The sequence below is a fragment of the Streptococcus oralis genome, from assembly GCF_023109155.1.
Taxonomy (GTDB): Bacteria; Bacillota; Bacilli; order Lactobacillales; family Streptococcaceae; genus Streptococcus; species Streptococcus oralis_BZ.
The window spans coordinates 433105-448963 of the sequence record NZ_JALDUA010000002.1; the positions used below are offsets into that span (position 1 = coordinate 433105).

The following is a 15859-nucleotide window of genomic DNA, read 5'->3' on the forward strand; positions in this document are numbered from 1 at the left end:
AAGGACTCCTTAATAGTTCTTTGTATAGTCTCGGTGCTTGGCAACTGCCTCTTTTAATTCTTCAAGATTATCTGATGAGAATTTTTCAAGGATTTCTTGCGCCAGAACCGTTGCCACAACAGCTTCCATGACCACACCTGCTGCTGGAAGAGCGGTCGGATCACTTCTTTCAACAGTTGCCTTGTAAGGTTCGTGGGTTTCGATATCCACACTCATAAGTGGTTTGTAGAGAGTAGGAATAGGTTTCATGACGCCACGAACAACAATGGGTTGCCCATTGGTCATGCCACCTTCGAAACCACCTAGATTATTGGTACGACGTGTATAGCCGTCTTCTTTAGACCAGAGAATTTCATCCATAACCTGGCTACCTTTTCGGTAACCAGCTTCAAAGCCGAGACCAAATTCCACCCCTTTAAAGGCATTGATAGAGACAACTGCCTGAGCCAATCGCGCATCCAATTTTCTGTCCCATTGGACATAGGAACCGAGACCAACTGGAACACCTCCGACGACTGTCTCCACAACCCCACCAATGGTATCACCGTCACGCTTGATTTGGTCAATATAGTCCTTGATTTCCTGTTCCCGCTCTTGGTTGACAATAGAAACTTCTGACTGGGCAGCTCGTTCCTTAATCTCAGCGACTGTTAGGTTTTCAGGTACATCGATTTCCTTACCACCAAAGACCACGACATGGTTGGCAATCTCCATATCTAGCTCAGCTAAGAGACGTTTGGCTACTGCCCCAACAGCAACTCGCATGGTAGTTTCACGAGCTGATGAACGCTCCAAAGAATTTCGCAAATCATCAAAACGGTATTTGATGCCCCCTACCAAATCGGCATGACCTGGGCGAGGATGGGTGATTTTCCGCTTGCTTTTCAGGCGGTCTTCAATGTCCTCAGCAGACATGATATCCAGCCATTTCTGGTGGTCTTTATTGATGACATCCATGGTAATGGGAGCCCCTGTCGTCTTCCCGTGACGAACGCCCGATGTAAAGACAACCTGATCACTCTCAATCTTCATACGACCACCACGACCGTAGCCACCCTGACGGCGTTTCAGATCCTCATTGATATCCTCAGCTGTCAAAGGAAGTCCAGCTGGAATTCCTTCAAGGATAGCCGTCAGACGGGGGCCGTGTGATTCTCCTGCAGTTAAATATCTCATACGTTCTCCTTATTTTACCAAGTAGTCTTTCATCTCTTCCAGAGAAACTGGGTGAATGGTCGCTGAACCAAGCTCTGGTACCAAGACCAATTTCAAGGTGTTACCACGCGCTTTCTTATCATGAGTCAAAGCCTGATAGAGCTTGTCAACATCCCAGTTTTCATAGTCAACAGGCAAGCCAAATTTCTGGCACATCTCTCTAATAGACTGGGTTATTCCTTCTGGCATAAGGCCTTTTCCCTCAGCAACCTTGGAAATCTGAACCATTCCCATAGCCACGGCCTCACCATGCATGACTTTTCCATAACCGGCCGTTGCTTCAATGGCATGACCAATAGTGTGCCCAAAATTGAGGTAAAGACGAACACCGTTATCCAACTCATCTTCAACCACCATCTTCCGCTTAACCTGACAAGAATGTTCAATCAAAGTCTCTGCATGCTCCAGAATGCTCTCTACAGAACCATCCAGCTCCGTCAAGAGAGCCCAAAGTTCTGGATCCTCAATCAAGCCATACTTGATAACCTCACCCATCCCTTCAATCAACTCCCTTTTTCCAAGCGTTTCAAGGACAAGCGGATCAATCAGAACCCCATCTGGTTGAGCAAAGGTACCCACCATATTTTTAGCAAAAGGAGTATTGACACCCGTCTTTCCACCGATAGAAGAATCAACCTGGGCAGTCAAACTAGTCGGAATCTGAACAAAGTGAATGCCCCGCATATAGGTAGAGGCTACAAAACCAGCCAGATCCCCAACAACACCTCCACCAAGAGCCACAATCCCATCGCTACGAGTCAACCCCTGCTTGACTAGAAATTCATAGACTTTCTGAACAGTTGTTAAATTTTTTCGTTCTTCGCCTTCTAAAAAGTCAAAAACAGCTACCTGAAAACCAGCATCTTCTAGGCTGAGTTTAACCTTCTCTGCATAGAGAGAAGCTACATGGTTGTCGGTTACAATAACCACTTTTTGAGGTTGCCAGAGTTCTCGCAACCATTGACCAGCCTGAGCTAGACAACCTTTTTCAATCTGAATATCATAAGGATGATGCGGAATATCGATTCTGATTTTCATAGTAGGGTCTCCTTTTCATTATTTATATTTTTCTGTTAAGGACTGCCAAATCTCTTCAGTCGGCATTTCTTTTCCTGTCCACAGTTGAAAAGCTTCAGCAGCTTGATAGAGCAACATTCCTAGACCATTGACAGCTGGATTTCTCTGGCTTCTAGCCCATTTCAAAAATGGGGTCTCAAAGGGTTGGTAAATAATATCTGCCACCAATAGAGTTTCTGGTAAGACTATGCTTTCAGGAACTGGGGATGATTTGCCATCCATGCCCACACTAGTCGAATTGACGAGCAGGTCCGACTCAGCAATCCTTGATTGCAGTTCAGAAGCATCTTCTAAAGCGTACAAGTGCACTTTAAATCCTGTTTGCACCTGTAACTTGTCTAGGTAAGGTCTTGTTTTTTCCATGGAAACTGAACGAACAAAAACCGAAATCTGACTGGCGCCATCCAAAATAGCCTGTGCCAAAATAGCCTTGGCTGCTCCACCTGCTCCTAGCATGGTCATCTTTTTACCTGAAATTGTAAAAGAAGGCAAGCTCTTAAAGAATCCCTTGCCATCTGTATTATATCCAATTAAATTGCCATTATGATTGACAACGGTGTTGACCGCCCCAATCAAACGAGCCTCATCACTCAACTCATCCAGATAAGGAATCACTTGCTCCTTGTAAGGCATAGACAGGTTGATGCCAAACATCTGGTAACGGCGAATATTGGCGACTGTTTCTGCCAAATCACCCGCTTCAATCTCCCAAGCTACATAGGCACCATTAATAGCTGTCGCCTCAAAGGCCCTATTGTGGATAAAGGGTGAAATAGAGTGTTTGATGGGATTGGCAACAACTGCAGCTAAACGTGTATAGCCATCAAGCTTCATCCAAAATCTCCCTGATTTTCTTCATGTTTGATAGCGAAATCTGACCTGGGGCACTCGCTTCATCCAGACTAGCAAATGACCAACTCGAACCCGTCACATCTGAAGTAATGCGTGATACCTTGCCCATTTTCCCCATGGAAATGGTCACGTACTCTTGCTCAGGATTGAGTGTTTTAAATCCTCGAGTGTAATTCATCAGGTCTAAAACATCCTGCTCCGTATGAGCCATAACTGATACCTTGACCACTTTCGGAGAGAGACTGGTCAACTCAGACAAAATTTCCATCATGTTTTCAGGTGTCTCCTGGAAATTATGGTAACTCAAAACAAGATTTGGAAAATCCAACATTTCCTCAAAAACGTCCTTGTAGCTGAAATACTCAAAATCTACATAATCCGGCTGATAAAGCTGAGTAACTTCCTTAATGATTTGAACATACTCTTCTGAGGAAAGTTCGATTTCTCCTCCCTCAGCGCGGGTCCGAAGGGTAAAGACAAGTTCGCGTCCTGCAAATTTCTCAAAGATAGCGGGTGCTACCTGTAAAATAGCGTCCTTTGTAAGAAAGTCCGCACGCCACTCAATGATATCGGCATCTTCATACCTAGTGGCATCCAGTTCTTGCGCTTCTTCTAAACTTCTTGGCATTACTGAAACGATTAATTTCATCTACTAACCTTCATACTAATCACCTTGAGGTAATTACTGCTTTCATCTTTTTTATTATGGGCAAAGTCAGCTGGAAGACCATATTGGTTCAAGATCTGATACCTTCTTCCTGCAAAACCTTTATCAATTTGTTCTGTAAATTTCTGGCGGGAAACATTGGCAGCATTGGTACTGGCAATGATAATGCCTCCCGGATTTAAAATCTCTAGACTCTGGGAAATCAACTTGTGATAGTCCTTAGCTACAGAGAATGTTTGTTTTTTATTGCGGGCAAAGCTTGGTGGATCAAGAACAAGCACATCATAGGTCAAGCCTTTTCGCTTGGCATACTTGAAGTACTCAAAGACATCCATAACGATAAAACGATGATTGTCCGTGCTAAGTCCATTTGCATGAAAATGGGCTTCTGACAGCTCTCTAGACCGTTTGGCCAAGTCGACAGAAGTCGTCTCACTCGCGCCTCCCATAGCTGCAGCAACTGAAAAGGCAGCCGTATAGGAGAACATATTGAGCAAGGATTTGCCCATGGCTAGACCGTCAACCAGATTCCCACGAACCTCATGCTGGTCTAGGAAAATCCCTGTCATCAAGCCATCATTCATAAAGACTTGATAGAGCACGCCATTCTCAAGAACAGTAAAGTAATCTGGCGCTTCCTCACCATAAACATAGGCAGACTCGTAGTCTAGACCTTTAAAACGAATCTTTTCATAAGCCCCCAAGACCTCAGGGAAAACTTCCTTAAAAGCATTTATGATCAGCACACGAATCTGGTAAACAAAGGAATTGTACCAAGAAAAGACAGCATAATCTCCATAGAGATCAACAGTCAGACCCCCAAAACCATCCCCCTCTTGGTTAAAAAGGCGAAAGGCAGTGGTCAAGTCATCTTGATAATAAGGCTTTCTAGCTTCCTTGGCCTTACGAAACAGGATTTCAAAAAAGGCTTGATTGAAACGAACCTTTTCCTTGCTGATGAACCAACCGATTCCTTTATTCTGTTGAGAAAGATAGGCGCTCCCTAAAAACTTCCCGTCTTGACTAAGAACTTCTACTGCCTGATCCGTCAGTTCAATATCTGTTAAATCACTTGCTTCCAAAAGAACTAGACCCTTAGCTAGCTTTTTTTCAACACGTCTGCTGACCCTAATTCTATTCATAGCTACTATTATAGCAAATTTTGTGACAATTCTCAAAAAAGAAACCGTTTAACCATATGTACTTTAGTTTACTGAGTGTCATTTTTGTTCAAATAAGTATATGCCATTTACTTTTTCAGCAAAACATCCTCTCCCTTGTGATGGAAATAGAGATTTTATTCGCTAAAAATAGACAATTTCAGAAATGAGTATAGAATCTTGCGCAAACGTTTGCCTAGTTCTAAACTTTATGGTAGAATAAAACACAACATTGATAAGCAAGAGGAAAAACAATGCAAAATCAGACACTTATGCAATACTTTGAATGGTATCTGCCTCACGACGGCCAACACTGGACGCGACTGGCTGAAGATGCTTCACACCTAGCTCATCTGGGGATTAGCCACGTCTGGATGCCACCTGCCTTCAAGGCAACCAACGAAAAAGACGTCGGCTATGGTGTTTACGATCTTTTTGACCTAGGCGAATTTCACCAAAAAGGAACTGTCCGTACCAAGTATGGGTTTAAAGAAGACTATCTTCAAGCCATTCAAGCCCTAAAAGCACAGGGAATTCAACCCATGGCCGATGTGGTGCTCAATCACAAGGCTGCTGCCGATCATATGGAAGCCTTTCAGGTTATTGAAGTGGACCCTGAGGATCGTACCGTTCAACTAAGCGAGCCCTTTACTATCAATGGCTGGACTCACTTTACTTTCGATGGTCGCCAAGATACCTACAATGACTTCCACTGGCACTGGTACCACTTCACAGGTACAGACTACGATGCCAAACGCCGTAAGTCTGGTATTTACCTGATCCAAGGAGACAATAAAGGTTGGGCCAACGAGGAATTGGTCGATAACGAAAACGGTAACTACGACTACCTCATGTATGCCGACCTGGACTTTAAGCACCCTGAAGTCATCCAAAATATCTATGACTGGGCTGACTGGTTCATGGAAACGACTGGTGTAGCTGGTTTCCGCTTGGATGCCGTTAAACACATCGACTCCTTCTTTATGGGCAATTTCATTCGTGATATGAAGGAAAAATACGGTGACGATTTCTATGTTTTTGGAGAATTTTGGAACCCTGACAAGGAAGCCAACCTAGACTATCTTGAAAAAACAGAAGAACGCTTTGACCTTGTCGATGTTCGCCTCCACCAGAATCTCTTTGAAGCCAGTCAAGCTGGAGCAAGTTACGATCTTCGTAACATTTTCACAGATAGCTTGGTTGAACTAAAACCCGATAAGGCTGTAACCTTTGTCGACAATCATGATACCCAACGAGGACAAGCCCTTGAGTCTACTGTTGAAGAATGGTTCAAGCCAGCAGCCTATGCCCTTATTCTATTACGTCAAGATGGGCTTCCATGTGTCTTTTACGGAGATTATTACGGCATTTCAGGGCAATATGCTCAAGAAGATTTCAGAGAAGTTCTTGACCGTCTCCTAGCTATCCGAAAAGACTTGGCCTATGGAGAGCAAACAGACTACTTTGACAATGCTAACTGTATTGGATGGGTCCGTGCAGGTGCTGAAAACCAAACACCGCTCGCAGTCCTTATCTCAAACGACCAAGAAAACAGCAAGTCTATGTTTGTCGGTCCAGAATGGGCTGACCAAACCTTTGTTGACCTCCTTGAAAATCACCCAGCACAAGTGACAATCAATGCTGAAGGGTATGGAGAATTTCCAGTAGCAGCGGGTTCAGTCAGTGTCTGGGCAACAAAATAAACCTATCAGTTACAAGTCAAATCCAAGCGGATTTGGCTTTTTAAGTAGGCAAAAAGACCTACCCAAATGGATAGATCTTTATTGTCTTACAATTTACCTGCTACTGCATCCAAGAGTTCTTGAATTTTCGCTTGGTTGCTTCCTCCTGCCATGGCCATGTCTGGTTTACCACCACCACGTCCATCAACGATTGGAGCCAATTCTTTTACCAAATTACCTGCGTGGATGTCTTTGCTCTTGCTAGCTACAAGAACGTTGACTTTGTCACCGATGGCTGCAACTAGGACAAGCACATCAGAGTAGTCTTTTTGTTTCCAGTTATCCGCAAAGGTACGAAGGGCGCCTGCATCTGATACAGAAACTTGGCTTGCAATGTAACGGTGACCGTTGACTTCCATCACATCCTTGAAGACATCGCCTGCGGCTGCGGCTGCGGCTTTTTCTTTCAATTCTGCATTTTCTTTTTGAAGCTGACGGAGTTGTTCTTGAAGCCCTTCAACCTTATGAGGAACTTCCTTGAGTTGAGGGGCTTTCAAGGTTGATGCGACGGCTTTCAAAGCGTCTTCTTGTTCGCGATAAGCTTCAAAGGCTTCCTTACCAGTTACTGCCAAGATACGGCGGGTACCTGAACCGATTCCTTCTTCTTTGACAATCTTGAAGAGACCGATTTCAGAAGTATTGCCAACGTGGGTACCACCACAGAGTTCCACTGAGTAGTCACCGATGGTCACAACACGAACTTCCTTACCGTATTTCTCACCAAAGAGGGCCATAGCTCCCATTTCTTTAGCCGTGTCAATATCTGTCTCAACAGTTTCTACAGCAATTGCTTCCCAAATTTTCTCATTAACTTGCTGTTCAATGGCGCGCAACTCTTCAGGAGTCACAGCTTGGAAGTGAGTGAAGTCAAAGCGAAGGAATTCGACTTCGTTCAGAGATCCTGCTTGTGTCGCATGGTGACCAAGGATATTGTGAAGGGCCGCATGGAGCAAGTGAGTGGCTGTGTGGTTCTTCATGACACGATGACGACGGTTGGTATCAATTGCCAAGGTGTATTCTTGGTTCAAAGCAAGTGGTGCAAGAACTTCAACAGTATGAAGAGCTTGTCCGTTTGGTGCTTTTTGCACATCCGTCACATTCGCTACGACATTTCCTTTAGCATCCAAGATTTGACCGTGGTCAGCTACCTGTCCACCCATTTCAGCGTAGAATGGAGTCTCTGCAAAGATAAGAGAGGCAGTTCCTTCAGAAACAGCTTCTACTTCTGCATTGTCAGCCACGATAGCCACCAACTTAGAAGACAATTGGCTGGCATTGTAGTTGAAGACACTTTCCACTGTAATGTTTTGAAGGGTTTCATTTTGCATACCCATTGAGCCACCCTTAACAGCTGATGCACGCGCACGTTCTTGCTGTTCTTTCATGGCTGCTTCAAAACCTTCACGGTCTACAGTCATCCCTGCTTCTTCAGCGATTTCTTCTGTCAATTCAACTGGGAATCCATATGTATCGTAGAGTTTGAAGACATCTTGCCCTGCGATAACGTTTTGACCTTTCGCTTTCAAATCAGCTACGATGCCTTGGGCAAAGTGTTGACCTGAGTGAAGAGTACGGGCAAATGACTCTTCCTCGCTCTTCACGATTTTCTCGATAAAGTCACGTTTTTCAAGCACTTCTGGGTAGTAGCTTTCCATGATTTTTCCAACAGTTGGAACGAGTTTATAAAGGAAAGGCTCGTTGATACCCAATTTTTGACCGTGCATAGACGCGCGACGGAGCAAACGACGAAGAACATAACCACGACCTTCATTTCCTGGAAGGGCACCATCACCGATGGCAAATGAAAGGGAACGGATGTGGTCAGCGATGACCTTGAAGCTCATGTTGTCGCCATCTTGGTCATAAACCCTACCAGACAATTTCTCAACTTCACGAATGATCGGCATGAAGAGGTCCGTTTCAAAGTTTGTCTTAGCCCCTTGGATAACTGCCACCAAACGCTCCAAACCAGCACCCGTATCAATATTCTTGTGTGGCAATTCCTTGTACTCACTACGAGGAACAGCTGGATCGGCGTTAAATTGTGACAAAACGATGTTCCAGATTTCGATGTAACGATCGTTTTCGATATCCTCTGCAAGCAGACGAATACCGATGTTTTCTGGATCAAAGGCTTCTCCACGGTCAAAGAAGATTTCTGTATCAGGTCCAGAAGGTCCAGCACCGATTTCCCAGAAGTTGTCTTCGATTGGGATCAAGTGGCTTGGGTCCACTCCTACTTCAATCCAGCGGTTATAAGAATCTTTATCGTCTGGATAGTAGGTCATGTAGAGTTTTTCAGCAGGAAAATCAAACCATTCTGGGCTTGTCAAAAGCTCATAAGCCCAAGTGATAGCTTCATCACGGAAGTAATCCCCGATAGAGAAGTTCCCCAACATTTCAAACATGGTATGGTGGCGAGCTGTTTTTCCGACATTTTCGATGTCGTTGGTACGGATAGCTTTTTGCGCATTGGTGATACGTGGATTTTCAGGGATAATGGTTCCGTCAAAGTATTTCTTAAGGGTAGCAACCCCTGAGTTGATCCACAAAAGAGTTGGGTCGTTTACTGGAACCAAGCTGACTGATGGTTCGACAGAGTGGCCTTTGCTTGCCCAGAAATCTAGCCACATTTGGCGTACTTGAGCACTAGATAGTTGTTTCATAATATCTCCTTATTTACTTGTTTAATTTGATTGGCTTTCCAGCATCTCCACATAGTCAATCGCGACACAGAGGGAAATGACCAGGTCTGCATAAGAGTCTTCATAGACGGTTACGGTGTAAGTCGAGGTTAAATGGAAAATCTCTTTCCGAATCTCGGCAATCACTTGGTCGCGGTCATCCAACAATTTGAAATTCAAATCCCAGATATTGCCCTCGATACGAAGCCCCAGATTGTCAAACTCATACTTATCTCGAAAGAAGGTCAACTTCTTACGAATGACGAAATTGGAACCGTTTCGTAACTGGATAGTAAAGCGAGGAAGCAAGGTGAAAAATTCTTTACTAATCTCACTGATTTGCTCACCATAGGCGTCATAGATGGTAAAGGTCTTAGGAATTTGGAAGAAAGAGCCTTCCACCTGATAGTTCACTACTCCTCTGTCATCCTTGATATCAAAGCGTTCGCCCCCAAGACGAAACTTTTGTTTCACGAGAAATGTCTTCATAAACACCTCCAAAAATCAAAAGACAAGCTCATATCACGAAGGGCGAAAAACCGCGGTACCACCTTCATTCAATGAACTTGTCATTCTCTTATTCTTATGCAATTGTCTGATTGAGTAGCATGACTTCCTAGCTTAGATGGCTCGCAGCACCGCCATTTCTCTGGACTAAGATGACAGAAAATCAATTCTCAACTTTTTTATTATATCGTTTTTTGGGTTCTGCGTCAACTAGGAAAGCTGACAAGAAAGCATATCTCCTACTTCCGATACATTTTAAACTGTAGGAAGAGGTCGCTATATTTTCCTGTCCATTTATGGTCAAATTTCTCATAAACTTCCAGGTGTTTCATGGTATCAGCGTCTGGATAGAAGGATTTGTCCTCACGAGTCTCCTCTGGGAGCATTTCCTTAGCTGGTAGGTTTGGTGTTGAGTAACCTACATACTCCGCATTTTTCAGAGCATTTTCGGGTTTCAACATAAAGTTGATAAAGGCATAGGCTGCATCTTGGTTTTTCACAGTTTTTGGAATGACCATGTTGTCAAACCAGAGATTGCTGGCCTCAGTCGGAACGACATACTTGAGGTTAGGATTTTTCTCCAACATCTGGCTGGCTTCCCCAGAGAAAGTCACACCGATAGCAGCGTTGTTCTGAATCATGTAACCCTTCATCTCGTCCGCCACAATGGCCTTGATATTTGGAGTCAGTTTGTAGAGCTTATCCACTGTCTCTTCCAACTGTTGAGGATCCTTGGAGTTGAGACTGTAACCGAGCGAGTTAAGCCCGAGTCCCAGAACCTCACGCGCCCCATCAAAGAGCATGATGGAATCCTTGTATTCTGGTTTCCAGAGGTCATCCCAATGCTCAGGCGCCTCATCTATCATGGTTTCATTGTAAACAATTCCCAAGGTCCCCCAGAAGTATGGGATGGAGAATTTGTTGCCCGGGTCAAAAGACTGGTTGAGGAACTCAGGTCCGATATTTTCGATTCCTTCAATTTTTGAATAATCAAGCGGAACCAAGAGGTCTTCGTCCTTCATCTTATTAATCATGTACTCACTCGGAATAGCAATATCATAGGTCGTTCCACCCTGCTTGATCTTGGTATACATGGCTTCATTGGAGTCAAAGGTCTCGTACTGGACTTGGATTCCTGTTTCTTCCGTGAATTTCTCCAAGAGTTCTGGATCGATATAGTCCCCCCAGTTGTAGATAACCAATTTTTGACTATCTCGGCTATTGATTTTACTATCTAAATGAGTCGCAATCCCCCACAAGACAAGGATAATTGCTGCAATTCCTGCTAAAAATGAATAGAGTTTTTTCATGCTTGCTCCTCCTTCTCACGTGAGATAAAGTAATAGCCAACAACTAGGATAATACTAAAGAGAAAGACAAGGGCAGACAGGGCATTGATTTCTAGAGAAATCCCCTTACGAGCACGAGAATAAATCTCGACTGATAGAGTCGAAAAGCCATTCCCTGTGACAAAGAAGGTCACGGCAAAGTCATCTAGAGAATAGGTGAAGGCCATGAAATAACCTGCAATGATAGACGGAGTCAGGTACGGTAGCATGATTTCCTTAAACATCTGAAACTGGCTGGCACCCAAGTCATAGGCCGCATGAATCATGTCATCATTCATCTCCTTAAGACGAGGCAAGACCATCAAGACCACGATAGGGATGGAAAAGGCCACGTGACTAGATAGAACCGTCAAAAAGCCAAGTGAAAACTTAAGCTGGGTAAAAAGAATCAAGAAGCTAGCACCAATCATAACGTCAGGCGCAACCATGAGGATATTATTGAGTGATAGAAAGGCTTCTTGGTATTTCTTACGAGACTGGTAGATATAGATAGCACCGAAAGTCCCGATAATGGTCGCAATCAAGGCAGCTAGAAAGGCCAAGAAAAAGGTTTGGGTGAGGATCAACATGAGGCGACCATCACCAAACATGGTTTTAAAATGGCTCAAGCTAAAGCCTGTAAAGCTGTTCATATCATCGCCAGCATTAAATGCATAGCCAATCAAGTAAAAAATTGGCAAATAAAGGATGATAAAGACAAAGGCTAGGTAGAGATTGGCAAATCTTTTCATCGTTCTCTCCTTTCCTTGGTCACCCACATGGTGATGAACATGGTCAGGATGAGGATCACACCGATGGTAGAACCCATTCCATAGTTGTCATTGGTTAGAAAGTTCTGCTCAATAGCCGTTCCCAGCGTGATAACGCGGTTCCCACCAATCAAACGTGTCAGCATGAAGAGACTCAAACTTGGGATAAAGACAGACTGAACACCACTTCTCACTCCGTTCATAGAAAGGGGGAAGATGACATGGCGGAAAGTTTCCCACTTGGTCGCACCGAGGTCATAGCTAGCATTGATGAGATTGTTATCCATATCATCCAAGACATTGAAAATCGGCAAAATCATAAAGGGAAGCTCGATGTAGCTTGCGACAAAGATAAAGGAGAAATCGGTAAAGAGCAACTGCTGTGAACCGATTCCGATAAATTCCAAAAATTGGTTAATAGAGCCATTTTGACCAAAAATCCCGATAAAGGCATAGGCCTTAAGGAGCAGATTGATCCAGGTTGGCAGAATAATCAGCATGAGCCAGAGCTGACGGTGCTTAAGACGAGTCAAAAAGAGGGCTGTTGGATAGCTGATGAGAAGCGTCACCATGGTCACAATCCCTGCATAAAGCACAGAGTTGAAGCTCATTTTGAGATAGGTCAAGTTTTGTGACGCAAAGTAGGATTTATAGTTTTCTAAACTAAACTGCCCTTCAATGTTGAAAAAGGATTGTCCAAAAATCAGGACCAAGGGTGCGAGAACAAAGAGGGCAATCCAAAGCATGTAGGGTACTACAAAGAGTTTAGAGGTTGTTTTCTTCATCTCTTTCCTCCTCGATCGCGTTAATCAGACCTGCTTCTTGCTCTTCGATTTCTACGTATTCTTCGATACGAGCATCGAACTCTTCTTCGGTTTCGTTGAGACGCATGATGTGGATATCTTCTGGTTCAAAGTCCAGACCGATTTCCTCACCCACAATGGCCTTACGAGTCGAGTGGATCATCCATTCATTTCCAAGTTCGTCATAGGCAATAATCTCGTAGTGAACCCCACGGAAAAGCTGGGTGTCAACTTTAACTTGGAGCTTGCCTTCTTCAGGAAGGGTAATGCGCAAGTCCTCTGGACGAATAACGACCTCAACAGGCTCATTTGGCTTCATCCCTCCATCAACCGCTTCAAAGCGTTTGCCGTTAAACTCGACCAAGTAGTCTTCAATCATGGTTCCTGGCAAGATATTTGACTCACCGATAAAGGTAGCAACAAAGTGGTTGATCGGCTCATCATAGATATCGACAGGCGTTCCAGACTGAACAATCTCGCCATCATTCATGACGAAAATCCAGTCACTCATGGCGAGGGCTTCTTCCTGATCGTGAGTGACAAAGACAAAGGTAATCCCCAATCGTTGCTGCAGTTCACGCAGTTCGTACTGCATGTCCGTTCGCAATTTCAAGTCCAGCGCTGACAAGGGCTCATCCAACAAGACCACACGGGGCTGGTTGATAATGGCACGGGCAATGGCCACACGCTGACGTTGTCCTCCAGAGAGTTTACGAATGGAACGCTTCTCATAACCTTCCAACTGAACCATCTTGAGAACTTCCGCTACGCGTTGTTCGATTTCTTTCTTGTCGATTTTACGCAAGCGGAGTGGAAAGGCAACATTTTCAAACACATTCATATGTGGAAACAAGGCATAGGATTGGAAAACGGTATGGACATCTCGTTTATTAGTTGGGATATCGTTGATTCGCACCCCATCCAGTAAAATATCCCCTGTCGTCGCATCCAGTAAACCTGCAATGATATTTAGAATGGTTGATTTTCCTGAACCAGATGCGCCCAAAAGAGTGTAAAATTTCCCTTCTTCCAACTCAAAGTTAATGTCTTTGAGAACCTTGGTGTTGCTGTCTTCAAAAACTTTAGAGACGTTTTTGAATTCAATAATTGGTTTTTTCAATTGTCATAAATTCCTTCTTTTTCATAAATTAACAGATTAGGGCTCTGTTAGGCCACTACTACCTCGTGTAGGAGATTAAACTGCCTACATACATCTTCACTAACGATAGGCTTTCACCCCCTTTACAATGGTTATAGCAGCAATTTTTCAACCCCAACCTTATTCCTTCTCACCCAAGATTCGGACTTCTCTTTCAAGAGTAACACCTGAGTGTTCCTTGACTTTTTCGATAACAGATTGGATCAAGTCTTCATAGTCTTTGGCCGTTCCGTCAGCAACATTGATCATAAAACCGGCATGCTTTTCAGATACTTCCACACCACCGATTCGATAGCCCTTCAGGCCAGCCTCTGAGATCAACTGACCTGCAAAATGCCCAACTGGACGCTTAAAGACTGAACCACAAGATGGGTACTCTAAAGGTTGTTTAAGTTCACGTAGGTGCGTCAAGCGGTCCATTTCTTGCTTGATAACCTGATGATTCCCTGGAGATAGGGCAAATTTAGCTGACAAAACAACAGCCCCAGAATCCTGAATAGCTGAATGACGGTAACCAAAAGCCAAATCCTTGGCAGATAAGGTCTCGATTTCCCCTTCCTTAGTCAAAATTTGACAAGACTGCAAGATATGGGCAATCTCTCCTCCATAGGCACCCGCATTCATAAAGACAGCTCCACCGATGCTTCCAGGAATCCCACAAGCAAACTCGAAACCAGTCAAACTATGACGAAGAGCAATTCGTGTTGTTTCGATCAAGTTCGCTCCTGCTTCTGCTTCGATGGTATAGCCATCAACTGAAACGTTATTAAGCTTATCGCACAAGATGACAAAACCACGGATTCCACCTTCACGAACAATGATATTACTAGCATTTCCTAGCACCATCCAGGGAATATTCTCTTGATTGGCAAATTGGACAACACGGGCCATCTCATAGCGATTGCGTGGCAAAACTAGATAATCTGCTCGACCTCCAACCTTGGTATAGGTATAGGTCTTCAAAGGTTCCTTAAAACGAATATCGATTCCTTCTAGGATTTCAAGCATTTTTTCTTTTACTGACATGTCAATCTTCCTTTTTCAAAATTCATTCCATTATACCATTTTTAGAGACATTTGACGACCATAAAAAGAGCTTGTTTTATCTTTACATAAAAAAAGAGGTCCCCCCTCTTTTTATGATTTTTTCCAAAATGTAGATTTTGTCAGCCAGATAAAGACTAAAAGTTCTACGAGAAGAACAAACTCAACTAGAAGCGGATTCGCAATCCATCCCACTTGAGATAAGGCTGGAGCCAAGTCAAACAAGGCATGCAAACCATAGGCAGCAAGGAGGTAGATCCATTTCTTTTGACGGATACTTTGATAAACCCAGATGGAAAGACCGATTTGGAGAACCAAGGCAAGAACACGCTCAACTCCTAGTAAATAAACCTGCCATACAGAAAGAGACTGGACCGTTTCGAGTGTAGACTTTGGAAGAAGATTGGCTACATCAGTATTTGAAGACTGGATGAGTGAAAAGAGAATCAAAAGACTGATCAAGCTTCCCATTCCGAGATAGAGCATCTCCAAGCCCCCATGACCTAAACCATAGGACAAAGCATCTCGATCTTCTAGCTTTTTCTTTTTCTCCAACCATTTAAAAAAGACAAGACGAGCTGTTTCCTCAAAGAGAGCCGCCATGGCAATCCCATAAAGGACGTATAAAAAAGGATGCTCCTGCATAAGCGGAATGGTTCCATCTTTTTGCGGATGAAGTATCAGAAGGTGAACCATCTTCTCTAACACTTGAGAAGAAACAAAAAATGCGATTGCCCCCAAGCCCATCACTGCAAGAGAGATTTTAAACCGTTTTTTGGCATACCAAGTTCCACTTACTAGAATGAGAACCAAAGCGATCATGGTAAGGATAATATGTACTGTCATCTTTT

The 15859-nt window shown here is 43.8% G+C and carries 14 protein-coding genes; 1 reads left to right on the top strand and 13 read right to left on the bottom strand.

Annotation, left to right across the window (positions count from 1 at the left end):
- Positions 1-9 precede the first annotated feature (9 nt).
- The 5 genes from aroC to M1F63_RS06150 are packed head-to-tail and all read right to left on the bottom strand — an operon-like array spanning position 10 to position 4953.
- Positions 10-1176 (bottom strand): chorismate synthase, encoded by a 1167-nt coding sequence (aroC, locus tag M1F63_RS06130; protein WP_001269896.1) that lies wholly within the window; start codon positions 1174-1176, stop codon positions 10-12.
- Between the two features lie 9 nt (positions 1177-1185).
- A complete protein-coding gene (gene aroB, locus M1F63_RS06135; RefSeq protein WP_247940975.1) occupies positions 1186-2253 on the bottom strand; it encodes a 3-dehydroquinate synthase in 1068 nt (355 codons plus the stop codon).
- Positions 2254-2271: 18 nt separating this feature from the next.
- Positions 2272-3126 (bottom strand): shikimate dehydrogenase, encoded by an 855-nt coding sequence (locus M1F63_RS06140; RefSeq protein WP_247940976.1) that lies wholly within the window; start codon positions 3124-3126, stop codon positions 2272-2274.
- Positions 3116-3793, bottom strand: a complete 678-nt coding sequence (gene aroD, locus M1F63_RS06145; protein WP_000767778.1) for a type I 3-dehydroquinate dehydratase — start codon at positions 3791-3793, stop codon at positions 3116-3118. The genes M1F63_RS06140 and aroD overlap by 11 nt, the downstream gene beginning before the upstream one ends.
- Positions 3790-4953, bottom strand: coding sequence for a class I SAM-dependent rRNA methyltransferase (locus M1F63_RS06150; RefSeq protein WP_247940977.1), 1164 nt, complete (start codon positions 4951-4953; stop codon positions 3790-3792). Before M1F63_RS06150 ends, aroD begins: the two co-directional genes overlap by 4 nt.
- A gap of 272 nt (positions 4954-5225) precedes the next feature.
- On the opposite strand from M1F63_RS06150, the gene M1F63_RS06155 reads away from it, so the two are divergent.
- Positions 5226-6674 carry an alpha-amylase gene (locus M1F63_RS06155; protein WP_247940978.1) on the top strand — a complete coding sequence of 483 codons (1449 nt, stop codon included), beginning with the start codon at positions 5226-5228 and terminating at the stop codon, positions 6672-6674.
- An 86-nt stretch (positions 6675-6760) separates the two neighbouring features.
- Here the strand turns inward: M1F63_RS06155 and alaS are convergent, their stop codons facing one another.
- The 8 genes from alaS to M1F63_RS06195 form a co-directional block, all read right to left on the bottom strand.
- Positions 6761-9379: an alanine--tRNA ligase gene (gene alaS / locus M1F63_RS06160; RefSeq protein WP_247940979.1), complete on the bottom strand. Its 2619-nt coding sequence runs from the start codon at positions 9377-9379 to the stop codon at positions 6761-6763.
- A 21-nt stretch (positions 9380-9400) separates the two neighbouring features.
- Positions 9401-9886 carry an LURP-one-related/scramblase family protein gene (locus tag M1F63_RS06165; protein WP_000847079.1) on the bottom strand — a complete coding sequence of 162 codons (486 nt, stop codon included), beginning with the start codon at positions 9884-9886 and terminating at the stop codon, positions 9401-9403.
- Positions 9887-10143: 257 nt separating this feature from the next.
- Entirely contained in the window at positions 10144-11214 is a 1071-nt protein-coding gene (locus M1F63_RS06170; RefSeq protein WP_000737937.1) for an ABC transporter substrate-binding protein, read from the bottom strand.
- Positions 11211-11984 (bottom strand): ABC transporter permease, encoded by a 774-nt coding sequence (locus tag M1F63_RS06175; protein ID WP_247940980.1) that lies wholly within the window; start codon positions 11982-11984, stop codon positions 11211-11213. Before M1F63_RS06175 ends, M1F63_RS06170 begins: the two co-directional genes overlap by 4 nt.
- Positions 11981-12787, bottom strand: coding sequence for an ABC transporter permease (locus tag M1F63_RS06180; RefSeq protein WP_000754120.1), 807 nt, complete (start codon positions 12785-12787; stop codon positions 11981-11983). Before M1F63_RS06180 ends, M1F63_RS06175 begins: the two co-directional genes overlap by 4 nt.
- Complete coding sequence (locus M1F63_RS06185) at positions 12768-13925, bottom strand: ABC transporter ATP-binding protein (RefSeq protein ID WP_000742901.1); 1158 nt, start codon at positions 13923-13925, stop codon at positions 12768-12770. Before M1F63_RS06185 ends, M1F63_RS06180 begins: the two co-directional genes overlap by 20 nt.
- A 159-nt stretch (positions 13926-14084) precedes the next feature.
- A complete protein-coding gene (gene murB, locus M1F63_RS06190; protein ID WP_061406829.1) occupies positions 14085-14990 on the bottom strand; it encodes a UDP-N-acetylmuramate dehydrogenase in 906 nt (301 codons plus the stop codon).
- Between the two features lie 111 nt (positions 14991-15101).
- The gene (locus M1F63_RS06195; protein ID WP_247940981.1) at positions 15102-15854 is read right to left on the bottom strand and encodes a YhfC family intramembrane metalloprotease; all 753 of its coding nucleotides are present in this window, start codon (positions 15852-15854) and stop codon (positions 15102-15104) included.
- Positions 15855-15859: the final 5 nt, after the last annotated feature.